The 17,849-nt window shown below is 53.3% G+C and carries 9 protein-coding genes and 5 tRNA genes; 8 read left to right on the forward strand and 6 right to left on the reverse strand.

Features of this window, described 5'->3' with window-relative positions; all coding sequences use genetic code 11:
• Positions 1 to 691: 691 nt before the first annotated feature.
• A complete protein-coding gene (gene flhB, locus MXE41_RS08355) occupies positions 692 to 1,828 on the reverse strand; it encodes a flagellar biosynthesis protein FlhB (RefSeq protein ID WP_247100168.1) in 1,137 nt (378 codons plus the stop codon).
• Between the two features lie 845 nt (positions 1,829 to 2,673).
• Positions 2,674 to 4,599, reverse strand: coding sequence for a DNA topoisomerase IV subunit B (parE, locus tag MXE41_RS08360; RefSeq protein ID WP_247100169.1), 1,926 nt, complete (start codon positions 4,597 to 4,599; stop codon positions 2,674 to 2,676).
• A 605-nt stretch (positions 4,600 to 5,204) separates the two neighbouring features.
• On the opposite strand from parE, the gene MXE41_RS08365 reads away from it, so the two are divergent.
• From MXE41_RS08365 to MXE41_RS08390, 6 genes are all read left to right on the forward strand, one after another.
• Positions 5,205 to 5,280, forward strand: a tRNA-Ala gene (locus MXE41_RS08365).
• A 22-nt stretch (positions 5,281 to 5,302) separates the two neighbouring features.
• A tRNA-Ala gene (locus tag MXE41_RS08370) sits at positions 5,303 to 5,378 on the forward strand.
• A 6-nt stretch (positions 5,379 to 5,384) separates the two neighbouring features.
• Positions 5,385 to 5,460: transfer RNA gene (locus MXE41_RS08375), tRNA-Ala, on the forward strand.
• 27 nt (positions 5,461 to 5,487) lie between these two features.
• A tRNA-Ala gene (locus tag MXE41_RS08380) sits at positions 5,488 to 5,563 on the forward strand.
• 13 nt (positions 5,564 to 5,576) lie between these two features.
• Positions 5,577 to 5,652, forward strand: a tRNA-Ala gene (locus MXE41_RS08385).
• 1,323 nt (positions 5,653 to 6,975) lie between these two features.
• A complete protein-coding gene (locus MXE41_RS08390) occupies positions 6,976 to 8,349 on the forward strand; it encodes a TolC family outer membrane protein (protein WP_247100170.1) in 1,374 nt (457 codons plus the stop codon).
• A 238-nt stretch (positions 8,350 to 8,587) separates the two neighbouring features.
• Here MXE41_RS08390 and hldE read toward each other — a convergent pair whose 3' ends face one another.
• Positions 8,588 to 10,021, reverse strand: a complete 1,434-nt coding sequence (gene hldE / locus MXE41_RS08395; RefSeq protein WP_247100171.1) for a bifunctional D-glycero-beta-D-manno-heptose-7-phosphate kinase/D-glycero-beta-D-manno-heptose 1-phosphate adenylyltransferase HldE — start codon at positions 10,019 to 10,021, stop codon at positions 8,588 to 8,590.
• A 739-nt stretch (positions 10,022 to 10,760) separates the two neighbouring features.
• Between hldE and MXE41_RS08400 the strand changes: the two genes are divergently transcribed.
• Positions 10,761 to 12,182 carry an MFS transporter gene (locus tag MXE41_RS08400; RefSeq protein ID WP_247100172.1) on the forward strand — a complete coding sequence of 474 codons (1,422 nt, stop codon included), beginning with the start codon at positions 10,761 to 10,763 and terminating at the stop codon, positions 12,180 to 12,182.
• Positions 12,183 to 13,126: 944 nt separating this feature from the next.
• Positions 13,127 to 13,633, forward strand: coding sequence for a rhodanese-like domain-containing protein (locus MXE41_RS08405; RefSeq protein ID WP_247100173.1), 507 nt, complete (start codon positions 13,127 to 13,129; stop codon positions 13,631 to 13,633).
• A 271-nt stretch (positions 13,634 to 13,904) separates the two neighbouring features.
• On the opposite strand, the gene MXE41_RS08410 is transcribed toward MXE41_RS08405, so the two are convergent.
• From MXE41_RS08410 to MXE41_RS08420, 3 genes are all read right to left on the reverse strand, one after another.
• Positions 13,905 to 14,198 (reverse strand): hypothetical protein, encoded by a 294-nt coding sequence (locus MXE41_RS08410; protein ID WP_247100174.1) that lies wholly within the window; start codon positions 14,196 to 14,198, stop codon positions 13,905 to 13,907.
• A 142-nt stretch (positions 14,199 to 14,340) separates the two neighbouring features.
• The gene (locus MXE41_RS08415; protein ID WP_247100175.1) at positions 14,341 to 15,495 is read right to left on the reverse strand and encodes a hypothetical protein; all 1,155 of its coding nucleotides are present in this window, start codon (positions 15,493 to 15,495) and stop codon (positions 14,341 to 14,343) included.
• Between the two features lie 332 nt (positions 15,496 to 15,827).
• Complete coding sequence (locus tag MXE41_RS08420) at positions 15,828 to 17,840, reverse strand: HAMP domain-containing sensor histidine kinase (RefSeq protein WP_247100176.1); 2,013 nt, start codon at positions 17,838 to 17,840, stop codon at positions 15,828 to 15,830.
• Between the last annotated feature and the right edge of the window lie 9 nt (positions 17,841 to 17,849).

The raw sequence follows: 17,849 nt of genomic DNA on the forward strand, positions 1-17,849 counted from the left end.
CAGCCTCTTTTAAAAGGCCCGGAGACGGCAGCTTTCAGCATAATTCTGCATACTACGGCGAGGACATCGTGCATAGTATCTGACAGCCCAGGGCTGCCTGACCGGTGCTCTGCCATCAGTACAAAATGACCTGCTCCATGGAGCTTACAGTTCCATTGAGAAACAGCGTTATAAACCAAAGATATATTTTTGAGACATGTATAGAAACAATACCTGTCGTATTAATATAGCTTTATCTAAGCCATTTTGATGACTTCGCGATTGTACCATAACCGAAAATCAAAAGAAGAGATCCTGCCCTGAGCAATAGCAAATTAATCGTTGTTTTGGTGCAAAATCGCATCATGGATCACATCATGGCCACCATGATTATGACATCAGAACTCCTGTATCCCAACATAAGCAAAAAAGTTAGCCACAACTAACAATCCACGCGCTCCATCTCCATCCAACTGACCTCCAACCTCCCTCTGTCAGTTAAACCATGCCCCCACACGACCTGCCTGCAGCGCCCCTGGTCACTGCAGGAAGCGGGCTGCGGACATAGCAGTTGACCAGGCAGCGACCATGGGCCGCCTGGCCGGCCGCTGCAGCTCAATGTACCTGGCAGTCACACTCCCAAAAAAACAGAGGGCCTTCCGGCTACGGCCAGAAGACCCTCGTTTAACAGTAACAGTAAAGACAGTAAGTGTCAGAACTTGAGCTCGTCCGGGATTGGCAGCTCCTTGTCCAGATCCTTTGGAGGAACAGGTGCCTTACCCTCACGGTAGGCCTTGGTACCAAGTACCCATGCCAGAACCTGAGCCACAGCCTGGAACAGACCACGGGGAATTTCACGGTCAAGATCGGTGGTGTAGTACAGCGAACGGGCCAGAGGCGGCAGCTGCAGCACCGGAATCTTGTATTCGCGGGCAATTTCCTTGATCTTTTCGGCCACTTCATCCACGCCCTTGGCCACAACCAGCGGAGCCAGTTCACCATCAGGGTCATAGGACAGAGCCACGGCATAGTGGGTAGGGTTGGTAACTACCACGTCAGCGGCAGGAACCTTGGACATCATACGGCGGGCAGCCATTTCGTACTGCATACGCCTCATACGGCTCTTGAGCTGAGGATTACCTTCAGTCTCCTTCATTTCATCCTTGAGTTCCTGCTTGGTCATACGCAGCTGTTGACGGTACTGCCAGATCTGGAAAGGAACGTCGATAAGAATGATTGGTACCATGGCACACACGATGATGAGCATGAACCAGAAGAGAATTGAGAAGGCGTCACTTACCGCCGCAAAAACGTCAATGTATGACAGTCGCAGAATTTCGTTGATTCGCCCTGAGATCAGCACGTAGCAAATCGAACCGATACACGCGACTTTGGCAATACTCTTGAGCAGCTCCATCACGGAGTTCATGCTGAAGATGCGCTTGAAACCGTTGATAGGATTGAGCTTGTCAGGCTTTGGCATGATAGCTTCAGTTGAGAAGTTCATACCGCCAATCATGGTATTGCCGATAAAGGCTGCTACCAGCATGGTTCCGCAGATTGCCAGGATGGGTACGGCAATGAGGAAAATGTTCTGATAGAAAATACGGCCCATTTCATAAAGATCAAAAGCCTGATCTTTGGTAAGGGTGAAGGAGTGCCTCATGAGCTGGACCATGCCCTCACCCAGGAAAGGCGACATGACCCAGATTGAAGCTACACCGGAGAGCAGCACGAAGAACGTACCGGCTTCACGCGAACGCGGCAGCTGACCTTTCTTTCTCGCGTCCTGTATTCGTTTGCCAGTCGGCTCTTCGGTCTTCTCCTGTCCATCGGACGACTCGGCCATTTCATCTCCTCTGTCATTGCCCCCGGAGGGCATGGCCCCTGTCCCTGCTTTAAAAACAGACAAGGCAGCATCTGAAAAACAAAGATGCTGCCCCGGCCTGCATTTAACCTGACAGCAGTTACAGGTCCACACCAGTCCGGGAGCCAGGAAGGCCAGGAATAAATTCCTGACCCTGGCACTAAGGGTTGATCATCAAAGGCCCTGCTCAAAAAGACAGGCCTTCACCACTGTGCCCGCATTCAGGCCAGGCTTAAATCAGGAACCTGACCGTCATGCAGACGAAAAAGAAATCATGGCCACCGGCCGCCCTGCCGCCCTGGACCACGCAAAGCCTGGTCCGGGCAGCAGCACGGCTGCAGCCTTATGAGCACTCACAGGTCACCATGACTCAAAGCTGGCTGGCGTAAAAGCCAGCCCGCATCCATACCGACCTGTACAAAAGCTCTTGCAATTATGGAGCACATTTTAATGCCCCACGGGGCTATTTTAACGGCAAAACAGCGGAAATTGCTCATTGTGTGCGCCATGCATACAAAAACAGTGAGGGCAGTCTGCCTGTAAGACAGACTGCCCCCACTTCATTTTATCCCCGCCAGGCCTGGCAATTCCCGGCCTTCTCATGCCTGCTCATGGCCATGCCAAAGCTGGCCCAGCAGACCATACGATGGCGGCCTTGCTGGCCCGGTCAGCCAATGCAGGCCTGGCTGGACACACTGCGACATGCATGGCGTGACACACTGCGGCACGCATGGCTGGACACGCTGCGGCACGCATGGCGTGACATAAGCGCAATGACATTCCCGGCCTGCCCAGGGACAGCGGCTGCGCGGACTCTCCGGGACTTATCAGTCCATGAGCTCGGCCTTGTCGCCGTTCTCCTCAAGCCAGACACGACGGTCAGCTGCACGCTTTTTGGACAGCAGCATGTCAAAGAGAGCAAAGGTATTGTCCTGAACTTCATCGTCGAGAGTAAGCTGCATCAGACGGCGTGACTGAGGAGCCAGAGTGGTTTCACGCAGCTGCTCAGGATTCATCTCACCAAGACCCTTAAAGCGCTGAATCTTGATGTTCTCAGGCTTGGCACCGCGCTTGATAAGCTGCTTTTTCTTGACCTCAAGTTCAGCATCATCAAGGGCATATTCCTTGTCCTTGCCACTGTCGATACGGTACAGAGGAGGACAGGCTACATATACGTGACCTTCCTTGACCAGACGGGTGAAGTGACGGGCAAAAAGGGCACACAGCAGAGTACCGATGTGCAGACCGTCAGAGTCTGCGTCAGCAAGAATACAGATCTTGTCATAGCGCAGTCCCTTGAGATCAGAGCTGTCCGGGTCAAGGCCAATGGCCACGGAAATAGCCCTGATTTCCTCAGAGGCCAGGGCAGTATTGGCTGACACCTCCCAGGTGTTAAGAATCTTACCGCGCAGCGGCAAAATAGCCTGACAGGAGGCATCACGGGCCTGACGGGCCGATCCGCCTGCAGAGTCACCCTCTACAATAAAGAGCTCGGAGCGGGATGGATCAGTTGAGGTACAGTCCACCAGCTTGCCCGGTAACTGAGGGCCGCGCACAGCCTTCTTACGCTCAATAACGCGGGCAGAGGAGTCACGCTCCCTGGCTGCTGCGATAATGAGGTTGGCAATGGCACGGGCATCTTCAACGTTGGCATTCAGATACAGGGAGAAACGGTCCTTAACCGCACTTTCCACCAGCGGAGCACACTCACGTGAGGAGAGCTTTTCCTTGGTCTGACCTGCAAACTGAGGATCCCTTATCTTTACAGACAGTACAAAAGAGCAGCCCGCCCAGATGTCATCAGGCACGAGTTTGAGATTACGTGGCAGCAGATTGTGCAGGTCACAGAACTCACGCATGGCGGCCAGCAGGCCGATACGGAAGCCGTTAACGTGTGTGCCGCCCTCAGCTGTAGGAATGAGGTTTACAAAGGACTCGCGTACGCGCTCGACACCCTCGGTCTCCCAGGCAACAGCAAAGGCAATTTCAAAGTCATCGCCCTTGATGCTCTCGGAATAACCGGTGGCTGGCAGAATTTCACGGCCGGAGCACTGGTTTAACAGATAGGCACCTACTGATCCCTCATGAACCCAGGTAAATTCCTCACCTGTTTTGACATTAAGGAAGTGAACAGTAAGACCAGGACAGAGCACGGCCTTGGCCTTGAGCAGATGCATCAGGGCCTTGAAGTTGAAATTACCGCTGTCAAAGTAGGAGGCATCAGGCCAGAAGCGAATTGAAGTGCCGGTGCTGCTTTTCTTGCAGGTACCTGCTTCCTTGAGGTCTTCGGCCTTGTTGCCATTTTCATAGGCAATGGAATAGATGATGCCATTGCGCTGAATACGGGCCTCAAGACGGGTAGACAGGGCATTAACCACGCTGACACCCACACCGTGCAGACCGCCGGAGAATCCGTAACTGTCCTTGCTGAACTTGCCACCGGCATGCAGACGGCCAAAGATAAGCTCTACAGCCGGTACCTTTTCGGTAGGATGCATGTCTACAGGCATGCCACGGCCGTTATCAATAACCTCAAGGGAATTGTCCTCGTGCAGCACTACATCAATATAGTTGGCATAGCCTGCAAGGGCTTCGTCCACCGAGTTGTCGATAACCTCCATGGCCAGATGGTTAGGGCTGGTGGTATCGGTATACATGCCAGGACGGCGACGTACCGGCTCAAGGCCCTCAAGAACCTCAATGGATGAACCATCGTATACAGGAGGAGTATTTGCTTTATCAGCTTTAGCCATAAAACCTGTCTTTCCCTTAAGTGAGATCAGAACCAATGCCAGCGCCCGTCCCTCACGCTACTGCCGCCAGCGTACCGCAGTGCGGCTGTGCAGCAGTGCGCAGTGCGGCAGTGCTGCGCACTGTGCGCTTAAACATCGCTCACGGATACGATGCCAGCTGTGGGTTGGGCCCCTCAGGCGCATGCAAGATTAGCACACTATTTTCTGCAAGCTAAGCCCGCTCCTCAAAAATGCAGCCTCTTTGCAACCCTGCCCATGGTATCAGCCCCACTGCAGCCATCACCACTCCACCATGCCAAAGCATACAGCCATGCCGAAGCGTACGGCCATGCCAAAGCGTACAGCCATGCCGAAGCAAACGGCCAGCCCCTGCTCACAGCCAGGCAAATGCAGGCATGCAGCGTACCGGACGGGAAAGGCTGGGCAGCTCTCACTGCATGGCAGGAAAATAATGCAGCTGCCCTGCACAGAACTCAGCCTCTAAAGCACCAGGGCTTATAAATACGGGCCTGCAGACCTGTGCAAAGTTGAGGTTAAAATTTTTTTAAAAAGTTGTTGACAGGCCAAAAAGTGAATGTATAATGAGCTTCGTTTTCTGACGACGTGGGGTTATAGCTCAGTTGGGAGAGCGCTTGCATGGCATGCAAGAGGTCAACGGTTCGATCCCGTTTAGCTCCACCAGAAAGAAAACAATAACCAGATTGGGGGTATAGCTCAGTTGGGAGAGCATCTGCTTTGCAAGCAGAGGGTCTACGGTTCGATCCCGTATACCTCCACCATAAAGTGGGGTTATAGCTCAGTTGGGAGAGCGCTTGCATGGCATGCAAGAGGTCAACGGTTCGATCCCGTTTAGCTCCACCATTACTTAATGCGATCTGGTAAGCCCTAGGGGGTATAGCTCAGTTGGGAGAGCATCTGCTTTGCAAGCAGAGGGTCTACGGTTCGATCCCGTATACCTCCACCATCTACTATCATGTGGGGTTATAGCTCAGTTGGGAGAGCGCTTGCATGGCATGCAAGAGGTCAACGGTTCGATCCCGTTTAGCTCCACCATACATGATACAAAGACAGACCTTAACAGGTCTTTTTTTATGCCCAGATGTTGTATCTATCAAACATCAGTCCAGGCCGATTCACAGGCTATTTCTCCCCACATCAAAACTCCAAAACAGCCCCACTTTCGTCAGCCCCCTGCCAGCTGATCTGAAGCCTGCCTCGACATCAGGCCACTCTCTTCAACGCCAATTACCTTTCATCTAAATCCCCATACCAGACCAGGCCCAGCCTGGAGCTCGCACCAGCTCTGCCACCAGCTCTGCTACCAGCTCTGCCACCAGTTTTGTGCTGTCCATGCGCCTGTCCATAATCACATTGCCCTCCAGGTAAGCGCTGGCCTGTGCTGCAGCAAATGCTGCAGCCACTGCTGCCGACCATGATGCATGACATGCTGCTGGGCTGTTGCCCTGTGAACAGAGGCTGTCCATGCAGCAGCTGCTGCGCTGCAGCTGCTGTGCTGTAGCTGCCCTGCTGCGTGGCTGTCACGCTCTGGTCCTGGCAGCATGCCTTGCGATGGGCAGGCTTGTCATTGTTCTATTTGCATGTGATTATGCTGTGCACAGTGCCCGGAGAGGTTTAGACAAACAGGCGATTAACCCCAATATGTAAGTTAAATGCGATATACAGGCTGTTTTGTGAATACTTTTTTCGAAACTTTCACACATTTTTCTTTAACATACATACATGAATGTACGTAAAATAGTTTACAATTGAGGGTCACGAAAACTGTAATTCTCCCTGGCGTTATGGCTCTTTTCTTTCAGCTGGCCATACCTGCAGGTGACGTTCACATCTGGTGCAGGTCACTTAATTTGTGCTGATCTAAGGAAAATATAACCTTATGACTGCATAATGGAGCAATCAGTTTTTACTCTGTCAGCGCAGGTGGCTGTGCCAGGGCGTAAGCATGCCCATGCATGAGCATTCACTGGTATGAGCATGCAAAGGCATCAGGCAGCACAGACTGACAGGAAAGTATCAGGGAAGAGCTGACATCATTGCACAACAGTCTTACAGGACGAAGTAAGGGATTATGCGCCCCGGGTTAAAGGCGCAGTATTAATGGCGCAGATATCAAAGCGCAGCTTCGTTAACAGGTGCACAACGGCACCGGCCTGAGCGCTCCTGGGATAAGGATGCGCAGGCTGTTTTTTCTGACTGGGCCCCCTGCCCCTGCAGTTTGTTCAATACAGCCCCCGCTACGGGTTTTCCCTGCCAAAGTTTCTTTTTCCACGCCTGTAATGGCCGGCAATACAGTGCTCACATGTGACTGTTTATGCCCTGAGCCCGTCAGGCTGCCCCCTGAGATTGAGGTTGCAAATGCGTTTTAAAGTTGGAATGCTGGCAATGGCCGTTGCCGGTCTGCTGGGTACCGGTATTACTTCAGTACAGGCCGAAGACCTGCTCGAGATTTATAACGAGGCTTATCAGAGAGATCCTGTCGTTCTGCAGGCCAAAGCCAATCGTGACCGTGCAGTATCTGCCATTGACGAAGCTACTGCAGCTCTGCTTCCTCAGATCAATGTAACTGGCAGCATTACCGGTTCCCGTATTGATCCTGTAGGTAACGGCAGCTCCTATAACAGCCGCACCACCAAGGGCAGCGTTGATCTGTCTCAGGCTCTGTGGCGTCACAGCTCATGGGTTAACCGTGACATCGCTACCAAGACTGCCGCTCAGCAGGAGCTGATGTACAACGATGCCATGCAGCAGCTGATTCTGCGCGTCTCTCAGGCTTACTTCTCCGTGCTTAATGCCGTTGACTCCGTAACCTTTGCCAAAGCCAATCAGACTGCCCTCAAGCGTCAGCTTGATGAGGCCACCCGTCGTTTCCAGGTAGGTCTGATCGCTGAGACTGACCAGCTCGAAGCCCAGGCGGCCTACGACCTTGCCTCTGCCCAGGTAATTCAGGCTGAGAACATCCTCATCAACTCCTATGAGGAAATCCGCAAGCTCATCGGCCGTCAGGTCACTTCCCTCAATGCCCTTGATGCCGCCCGCTTCACTCCTTTTGGTGTTGACCGCACCATCTCTCAGATTGTGGCTAATGCCGAAGAGAACAATCTGAGCCTGCAGGCCAGCATCATCAGCCGTGACATTGCCAAGGATCAGATTGTTCTGGCTCAGACCGGTCACGAGCCTACCATTAACCTCACAGGTTCCTACGGCGTATCTAACAGCAGCTATTCTGCAGATACCATGAGCGCCCAGGAAGGCACCAGCACTCAGGCTGCAGTAGGAGTTAACCTGAGCATGCCTATTTTCTCAGGCGGTGCTGTAAGCTCCCAGGTAACCCAGGCAGAGCACAACTATGTAGCCGCTTCCGAGGCTCTGGAACTGGCTCACCGTACCATGGTGTCCAACGCCAATAACAATTACAACAACGTTCAGGCCGCCATTTCCTCAGTAAACGCCTACTCCCAGACTGAAAAGTCTGCCCAGAGTGCTCTTGAGGCCACCCAGGCAGGTTACGAGGTAGGTACCCGTACCATTTCTGACGTGCTCAATGCCACCCAGCAGCTCTACTCTGCCAAGCAGAGCCTCTCAGCTGCCCGCTTCAACTACGTCATGTCCCGTCTGCAGCTGCTCTATGTCGAAGGCAAGCTGACCGTTGCTGACATTGAAGCAATAAACCGTGGTCTGCAGCGCAAGGCTACCTCCATGCCATCAGTAAGCCACTCCACCAACAATTAATTTCTTCCAGGGTCCCTGAGCATCTGCCCATGGACCACCAGTGGTGTCCTGGCGCTCTGGCCAATGGCCAGTCCCCGGACAGCGAAAAAGGCCTGACCCTCAATGAGGATCAGGCCTTTTTCATTGGGCGGACAGCGCAGTCCGCGCTGGCATCACGGGCCGCACGCATCGGCCTGCGCTCCAGCTGCCCAGCATGGCCAGCTGGCCATGCAGGCAGCCGGGCGGCTGGCAGCGAGGCTTACTGGGCCTTAATCTTGTTGACTATGCCTGTGGTGGAGCAGTTATCAACGAAGTTGAGGATCTTCACTGAGCCGCCATTGGCCAGTACTTCCTTGTGACCTGCAATCTGCTCGACCTTGTAGTCACCGCCCTTGACCAGGATATCAGGGAGCACGCGGCCAATCAGGCGCTGCGGGGTCTGTTCACTGAAAGGAACAACCATGTCCACACAGCTCAGGGCAGCCAGCACGTCCATACGGTTTTCAAGGGGCACAATTGGACGGGTCGGGCCTTTGAGAGCCTGAACGGACTCATCGGAATTTACGGCAACAATAAGGGCATCACCAAGAGCACGTGCCTTCTGCAGATAGTCCACATGGCCTTTGTGCAGAATGTCAAAGCAGCCATTGGTCATGACCACACGCTTTCCTTTCTGTTTTAAGAAAGCAACTTCCTCAACAAGCTCATCTTCAGTAAGCACGCCACAGTGCTTGCAGGCATCCTCACCGGCACCGTAGACATCCTCATGAAGCTCGCGCGGGGTTACGGTTGAGGTACCCAGCTTGCCCACTACAATTCCGGCAGCACGGTTAGCCACAGCACAGGCCTCTGGCAGGTCGCAGCCGCTGGCAAGGCAGGCAGCCAGGGTAGCAATTACGGTATCACCGGCACCGGTAACGTCATAAACTTCACGGGCACAGGTTGGGATATGCAGCGGAGCCTTACCCGGAACAATCAGGGACATGCCGTCCTCTGAGCGTGTTACCAGCAGGGCATCGAGCTGATGCTCCTTGATGAGGTTGAGGGCTTTGCGCTCGAGGTCTTCATTGTCAGTAACCTTGCCGACTACAGCCTCAAACTCGGACATGTTAGGGGTAAGCAGAGTAGCGCCACGGTAACGGGAGAAATCAGTGCCCTTTGGATCTACCAGCACAATGATGTTCTTGCGGCGGCAGTCCTGAATCATGGTCTGTACTGAGGACAGGGCACCCTTGCCATAGTCTGAGCAGATAACCACGCGGGTATCGCGCATGCACTTGCGTAAAGCGGCCATGATGCTGCCCTGATCGACCTTTTCATAGCCCTTTTCAAAATCAACGCGCAGCAGCTGCTGATGGCGGCTGAGAATACGCAGTTTGGTAATAGTTGGCAGATCTTCGCTTTCAATAAAGCGCACATCAATATTCTTTTCGGCCAGCAGCTGCTTTAAGGACTCGCCAGACTCATCCTTGCCGATAATGCCCACGATGTCGCAGCTGATACCAAAGGCTGAGAGGTTTAAGGCTACGTTGGCGGCGCCACCGGCACGGTTCTCATAACGGTCGACATTGACCACAGGAACCGGAGCTTCCGGGGAAATACGACTTGAAGAGCCATACCAGTAACGATCCAGCATGACATCGCCAACAACGGTTACACGACCGTTGAACTCGGGGATCTTGATAAAATCCATCCGCCTTTACCTCAACTTGTCCATAATGGCACCAGCTGTGCCTAAGCAACGCAGCATCACCTGACCATAAAACCGGCCCCGCAAGGACCTGTCAGATGTGCTGAATTTATCTTAGCAATAATAGCAAAAATATTAATGCTCCAAACCGCCGCCGCCGCGCCGGACACAGTTTTTCCCCACCGTCGCGTCCACGTCCGCTCAGAGGTCCGACCAGCACGTACAGCTAAAAGGCCGGACCTGCCCGCACAGCTCATCAGGCCGACCTGCCCGCACAGCTAAAAGGCCGGACCTGCACGTACAGCTCATCAGGCAGACCTGCCCGTACAGCTCTGCGGGGGACCAGTCCATGCAACCCAGTCCAGCCCATCCTGTGCCTCCAGCCCTGCTACCACAGCTGCAGTGCAGCCGACGCCGGGCACAAGTGCACAGTGTCGGGGCGCCAGGGCGGGATTTTTCGGGCTCTTTGATTTAGAATGAGCGGATAAGCTTTGCAGGCACACAAGCGTGCTGTGTGCTCAGACTTTACCGGACCCGGCCATTGCATGGCCAGGCAGCACTGTCTGTTGAGCCTGCTGCGGTCCATGACTTTACAGAAATCCTGTTCTCAGTACCTGCCCCGGCAGTTGCGCTGCGCTGCTGCAGCAGCGCCAGTCGCTGCCCCTGGCTCCGCCTGCGCCAGCTGCCTGCCCGGCAGTGGCATGCTTTATCCGGTCTGTCAGCCTTTTCCAGGAGAGTGCCCTTGCCTTTATATTCCAGCTCGATTAAGGACATAGCCCTGTGGCCTCTGCCCCATGTTGCCCTTGTTGCGGCCATGGGTATGATCTTTGGCTTCGACCTTGGCTCTGTATTTATCAACCATGAAATAGTCTCAGACTTTTTCCTGATTGCCGACAGCAAGGCTGATATCATCTCCGGAACCTATATCCTGGGCTTTATCTTTGGTGTATTCATTGCCGGGTACGTCAACTATGGCTCAGGACGCAAGCTCTCCATTATCTCTGCCATCACCGTAGGCTCACTTGCTATCTTTGCCTCACTGGTAGCTCCCAATTTCTCCATTTTGCTGTGCTCAGAGCTGGTCATAGGATTCTCCCTGGGCCTCTATCTGGTCTCAGCCTCGCTGTACAACTGCGAAATCATGCTCCCGGTCAATCGCGGCATGGGACTGATGATGACACCTGTAGGCGTCATGGCGGGCGGCTTTTTCTCTTTCATTGCCTCAGCTGAGGTCACTGATCACCCTTTCCTGGTATTCATCGGCCTGTTCATCACTAATATCATTCTGGTGTCCATAGCCATAGTAAAGCTCAGTGAATCGCCACGCTATCTTGCTCTGACCGGCTCTACCGATGCCGCTCTGTCTGTGCTTTTCAAGCTGCGTCATGACATGGGTGCCGCTGCACGTGAGCTTGCCGAAATCAATGAGTGCTGCCGTGGTGAGTCCCGAGGTTTTGAGTTCTTCCTGCAAAATACCGTCTACCGCAGGCTCCTCAGCTACATGTGCATAGCTGCCTTTCTGTTCAATGTCGGAGGCGTCAGTGTCATCCCTTATGTGCTGATCGACAATATGTCGCTGTACCTGATCTGCCTCAATAATGAATCCTGCTACTTTTCAGTTAACAACCAGGTTATCTACACCACTTTCCTCATGGCATTTATAGGCGTATTTCTGCATGCTCTGTCTATTGAACGCAACAAGCGCCGACTGGTGGTGCTCTACAGCTCGGCTATCGCATTAGCCGCCCTTGGTGCCGCCCTGGTAAGCTCATTATTTCCGACTGGCACGATTCAGCAGTTCATTCTGTTTATTTCGATCATGATTTTCGTGCTCTTCAGCCTGGGCAGCTTCATGGTCTTTATTGCAGCCATTGCTCCTGAGCTCATGCCGGTCCGTGGCCGCGAATTTGGCCTTGCCTCCATCTTCATGGCCCACGGCATAGGCCTGCTGGGCAGCATGCAGATGTACTCCCCTGTTATTCATAACTACGGCCTGAGCGGACTTCTGGCTGTGGGATTTATCACCTCACTGCTGCTGCTTTACATAAATATGCTCTACCTTCCTAACCCGGGGCGTCTGACCCTTGAGAGCATTGAAAACCGCATCATGTCAGCAAGCCGCTTCTCCGATATTAACAAGGCCAATGAAAAAGGCCTGAACTGAGCGCGCATCTGCCTGTGGCCTGACGGCCGGCCACGGCAGCTGTGCTGCCCAGACATCGTCCCTTCGCCCTGCCATATATCCAGTGCCCGCTCCATGGCACCTGCCATACATACAGCTACAGTTCACAGGCCCCTGCCATACATCCAGTGCCATCTCCATGGCACCTGCCATACATCAATCTAATGTTCACAGGCCCCTGCCATACATCCAGTGCCATCCCCATGGCACCTGCCATACATCAATCTAATGTTCACAGGCCCCTGCCATACATCCAGTGCCATCCCCATGGCACCTGCCACACATCCAGCTCAGGTTCCCTGGCCTATGCCAGCGTAGCAGACCATTGCCCCAGACCATTCCTCCTGAAGCCCCTTCATCCTTACAGCAACTTTTATCAAATTTTGCTTCTGCTTATGAAATTACCGTCATAAATGACGGCTATGCCTGTATTTACAGCACCTGACTCACGGCAATTTTTGCAAAGTAAATTTAAGAGAGCGCACATTTCTGGATCTTCATGCGCAATTTATGTTTTTTCAGCCTGTTCCTTAATTGATTAAAATTGCAGTCAGATCGCAAGATTGCGCAAACGGCTAAACTATGGGATTGAGGGTGAAATCACCTGATATTTTATACTCTCAAAATCCTGGTTTTACGTATCTATTTTTGGGTATGCACTTCATGTCTGGGGCATATTTATCTGATTTATCTGTTATCACCTGACAAAGTGGCGTAAACTGAAAATGTACTGAAAGTAAGCCTGAGCTAACAATTTTTTTTATCTTTCGTGCTCAGGCTTTCTCTTTTATATATTCTATGCGCGCTGCAGCGCTTACTGCGGATTTCAGTACAATGTTCAGTACAGCCATGCGTTCTATGCATACTTATGTGTGGCAGGAATCAATTCAGTACAATTTCTACAGTAATACTCAGCAGGTGAGATCATGTCGATTTACACTTTTGTCAGTAAGAAAGCACGTGGCCTTATTTCAGGCCTTGTTATCGGAGTTGCTTTAATGTTCCCTGCTTTTACCGCCATTGCCGGTGATGAGTTCCTTGATAACGTTAAGGATTTCAAGCTCTCTGAGAGCCCAGTTAACGTCAAGCAGACCATAGCTGCGGCCCTTATCGATAAGAATGCCGCCATAGTAATTGATGTACGTTCTGAAAATGAGTACAAAAATGGCCACATTCCAGGTGCCTTTAACATTCCGCATGGCGATATCACCTCATTCAAGGGTCTGGAAGTACTCAAGGAAAAAGACACTCCAGTGCTGCTTTACTGCCGCTCCGGCCGCCGCTCCGGCATTGCCATGAACAATATGTCACGCGCCGGTTACAAGCATCTCATGAACATGGGCGGTATCATTACCTGGGAGCACGAGCTCAGCACCGAGCCTCCTGCAAAGTCCTTTGAAGAAGCTGTACGTGCAGTAGTACCTCTCAATTAATCTTCAAACACCACTTGCCCGTACCACCTGGCCGCCACAGCCTGCTGACGCAGCCTGCAGCCCCCGGTCCAGAAAAAAGAGGATGCCCCTCAGGCCAAAAGGCCATGGAGCATCCTCTTTTTCAATGGTCCGGCCTGCAAAGCCAAAGCACAAAGTCGCGAAAGCACAAAAGCCCTGATGTCACAAAGTCTGACACCAGGGCTTTTTGCACAGAGTCGACAGCCAGATATCAGACCACGGCCTTCAGATCTAAGCCTAAGTAAGACTGCCCTTACTTTTTGCCTTTGCGCCTGACGCTGCGGTCGATGCTGCAGCAGCGGTCGATGCTGCCGCAGCCGATGCTGTCGCGGTCAATTCTGCTGACTATGGCGCCCTCTGCCGATGACTTATTGCTACTTTTTGATGGCCAACGGGCTGTATTAAGGTAACGGAATGATACAGGAGCAGGATCCAGAGGATCGTTTTCGTTTGCTCCCTTCATTGCACCTGCGGCTACAGCTGCCGCAACAGCCTCAATGTTGGCCTTGGCAATGTAACCGTAGATTTTATCTAAGTACTCTTTCATACAGGCCTCCTGCAGGACAAACACGGTAACAGCCTGATTAACATGTCATGCACTGAGCTTACTGTCTGGCTTACTGTCTGGCTTACTGTTTGGCTTACTGTCTGGCTTACTGTTTGGCTTACTGTCTGGCTTACTGTCTGGCTTACTGTTTGGCCGCCTGTTTGTTTGCCTTGCTGGCTTCCTTATCAGCTTTCTTTTCCGATCCTTTTTTGGCTGCGCGCTCAGTCTCGAGCTTCTTACTTGCCTTGAGAGCTGCCTTTTTCCTGTTCTGGCGGTTCTTTTCAGTACGGGCGGCAGCCTGCTCATCGGCTTTGAGCTTGCTCTCGGACATATGGAAATGGAACTTGCCATCAGCTGCACGGTAGACATCATAGCCCATGTATTTTGGGAAACGGGCCAGGAAGCGCTCATAGAGCTTTACCGGACCAGTGCCATCCTTGCTTGAAATACTGCCAATGCTGATTAGCTTACCCTCGTAAGTAGCTCCGGCCACCCTTGCGCCCTTTTCATTTACATGGGACGGCTGCCAGACAGTAAGCGGAGTCTGTACCAGCCAGACGCACTTACTCCTGGTCAAAACAGTCTCTGGCAGAGAAACAGCGCCGGTCTCTTCCTCCTCATATGGAGTAACGTCAAAGGTGTTCTTACCGGTACGAACGACCTTATAGCCGATAAACTCAGGATGCTGTTTGAGGAACTCAGGATAGAGAATGACCTCACCAAGGCCGTCAGGCGAGTTGATCTTGCCTATGCTGTTACGTCTGATCGGACGGGATGACCCCGGTACTAAATTGCCGTTTTCATCAGTGTGAGCAGGGGTCCACTTGTTTTTGTAGGTGCACAGATACCAGCCGTAGGTAGAGCGGGCCAGAAGGGTATTAGGCATCCTGGGACGCAGGCTGGGCATATCTCCAAATTTAGGATCAGGCTCACGGGGAATGAACTCAAACTGACTCTTGCCCACGCGCATGACGCGGTAGAGCCTGAGCTCGGGATATTCCTCAAGGAAGTCATCATAAAGAAAGACTTCTCCTATGCCGTCGGGCTCTAATATCTTGCCTATGCTGGTACGCTTGGCCGGCATGGATCGGGCTGGAACGTCGTTGCCGTCCTTATCCTTGTGGGCCTTTACCCATACGTTTTTATAAACGCACAGGAAGCAGCAGCTCTTTCCTTTGGTAAGCAGAGTTCGCGGCATCTTTGGGCCGCCGCCATTCTGAGCAACACCAGTGTTATCGGCACTGACAGTTGCCACAGGTGCAGCTGACTCTGATGATTTTGCTTTTCTGGTGCTCACAGTAAACTCCAATATCAGGCCAGCTGCCCGAAGGCTGCTGACTTAGAAAATACTCCAGCCGGCCAGAGCGGCAGCTGGCCTGTTCAGCTCACACCGCCATGCGGCGGCAGCTCAGGCAAATTAGCTCAATAAGAAGACAGGTCATGCTGCCCTGCACGAATGAGCCCATAGCATAGTGGCTCATGGTCACCGCCCGCCGGGCTGGCCGCAAGCCGGGCGTTCGACTGCGTTGCAGGCCAGCAAGCGGGCAGCGCTGCAGGCCGCAGGCCGGCTGGCAGGCAGGATGGCTGGCAGGCATACTGTCAGCCTGTCGTAATGACTGTAGATAAGTATCAGGACAGGAGGCGGTTTGACTTGTCGCCAGGGTGTGGCTGGGCCTCAGGCATAAGGGTTACAGTTGCCACAAGGCCATGAGGCGAACAGTTGGCAAACTCAAGGCGGGCATTAATGCTGTCACAGCTGGCCTTAACAATGGCAAGGCCCAGGCCGGTGCCCTGAATTTCGGAGCGATCACCGCAGACGCGGTAGAAAGGCTCAAGAATATGCTTTAAGTGGTCTTCAGGAATGCCCGGACCATTGTCCTGAACAATCAGCTGAATACGGCCATCATCAAATTTGTGGGCCATCAGGTCAATGCGGCCGCCGTCAGGGGTGTATTTGATGGCATTGGACAGCAGATTGGACATGATACGCATAAGACGCATGCGGTCAGAGACCATCTTGAACTGAACATTACCCTCGACACCAAGGTCAATGCCCTTGCGGTCAGCCAGCACTTCCTGCTCATCAATCAGTCTGGTGTAGAGATCAAAAATGTCTATGGTCTCCATCATCAGATCAGTTCGGTTCTGCTCGCGGGCCAGAGTCAGCAGCGAGGTCATGAGCTGACGCTCGCGGGAAATGCCGTCCTTAAGGCGCTGGACCTTAAGACGGGCGCCAGGAGAGAGCTCTTCTTTTTCCAGAGACTCAGCCTGCAACGACAGCGCGGTGAGCGGCGTACGCATTTCGTGGGCGGCATCAGCAATAAAGCGCCGCTTGGACTGAATGCCATCATCGACCTTACTGAACAGTCGATTGAGCGCCAGAATGAAGCTGTCGAGCTCTGAGGGCACAAAGCCGGTATGGTTTTCCGGAATAACCGGGCTGAGGTCATCCTCAGAGCGCTTGTACAGTGACTTGGCAATCTTATTGAGGGTGACAAACATCAGCTTGACCGACACCATCAGCAGCGGGATGAACAGCAGATTAATGCCTATAAACTGCCAGATAGAGGTAATCAGGGCCTGACGGGTAATGCTGTCAATGGAGCTCAGCGGTCTGGCTACCAGGAAGCGCTGACCTGTAGTGTTGGTGGACACGAAGGCACGCACACGCTGATCTGCCACCAGCAGAGTATAAAAGCCGTCGGCTACGCCATGAGGAATATAAAGGGCATCACCTGGGCGGCCAAACAGAGGCGCAATGATGATGTCGTACTTAAACTTGTGAATATCAAAAATGGACGGAGTAAGCGGTGGGACATCATCGCCCATCATGCGGCCTCTGCCCTGAGCACGACCAGGTCCGCGTCCCGGTCCCTGAGCTGGGGCACCTGCATCCGGCCCGCCGGCATCTGGGGCTACGGCAGGAGCGCCATCGGTCCTGTTGGCTCCGCCGTTGTCATCGCCAAACTCACTGACACCATAAGTAAGCACCAGTCGTCCATTGATGCTCTGCACGCGGAAAATGCGGGTGTGATTATTACGTGGCGGCTCCCAGCGACGCGGGATAATCATCTTGTAGTTGATGGCCACCAGAGAAATCTGGGAGAGCTCCTCGTCAACGAATTCCTGAGCCGTCTTGTAAATCTTCATGTAGGACATAATGCCCATACATGCAGTGGTAACCAGACCCACCAGAGAAAAGAGCACCATGATGCGAAACTGCAGCGAGCGCATGAAGTCGTTGGTACGACGGCGTTTGCGTATCAGTCGCCAGCGGCGACGGCTGTCCCCCTCAGCGGCGCTGCCCCCACCAGCTGCAGCGCCACCTGCCGGAGCAGCAGCTGGCGCAGCGGCAGCTGGGGCTGTGGCAGCTGGTGCAGCGGCCAAAGGAACGGCCGGCGCGGCTGAAGCAGCCTCAGGTGACTCAGAGTCACCGGTGCTGGCAGCATCCTGGGCCTGGCCGCTTTGAGCCTTGCCCTGATCCTGGGTGTACTGCTGAAAGTCGTCATCACTAAGGGCATCGGCAGCTGCGGCCAGGGCTGCAGATCCAGCAGATCCTGAATGACGCTCAGCAGCGGCATCGCTCTGTCGCTGATGCTCAGAGCTTTCGTTGTGATTGAGCTGCACGTGACCTTCCTCCATAGACGGGAA

Origin of the sequence: Anaerobiospirillum sp. NML120449 (assembly GCF_023051105.1) — a bacterium.
GTDB lineage: Bacteria > Pseudomonadota > Gammaproteobacteria > Enterobacterales > Succinivibrionaceae > Anaerobiospirillum.

Bases quoted from the DNA above. Each gene is read 5' to 3' on its own strand.
- flhB (WP_247100168.1), bottom strand. From the start codon at position 1,828: ATGGCCGAGTCGTCCGATGGACAGGAGAAGACCGAAGAGCCGACTGGC.
- parE (WP_247100169.1), bottom strand. From the start codon at position 4,599: ATGGCTAAAGCTGATAAAGCAAATACTCCTCCTGTATACGATGGTTCA.
- MXE41_RS08390 (WP_247100170.1), top strand. From the start codon at position 6,976: ATGCGTTTTAAAGTTGGAATGCTGGCAATGGCCGTTGCCGGTCTGCTG.
- hldE (WP_247100171.1), bottom strand. From the start codon at position 10,021: ATGGATTTTATCAAGATCCCCGAGTTCAACGGTCGTGTAACCGTTGTT.
- MXE41_RS08405 (WP_247100173.1), top strand. From the start codon at position 13,127: ATGTCGATTTACACTTTTGTCAGTAAGAAAGCACGTGGCCTTATTTCA.
- MXE41_RS08410 (WP_247100174.1), bottom strand. From the start codon at position 14,198: ATGAAAGAGTACTTAGATAAAATCTACGGTTACATTGCCAAGGCCAAC.
- MXE41_RS08420 (WP_247100176.1), bottom strand. From the start codon at position 17,840: ATGGAGGAAGGTCACGTGCAGCTCAATCACAACGAAAGCTCTGAGCAT.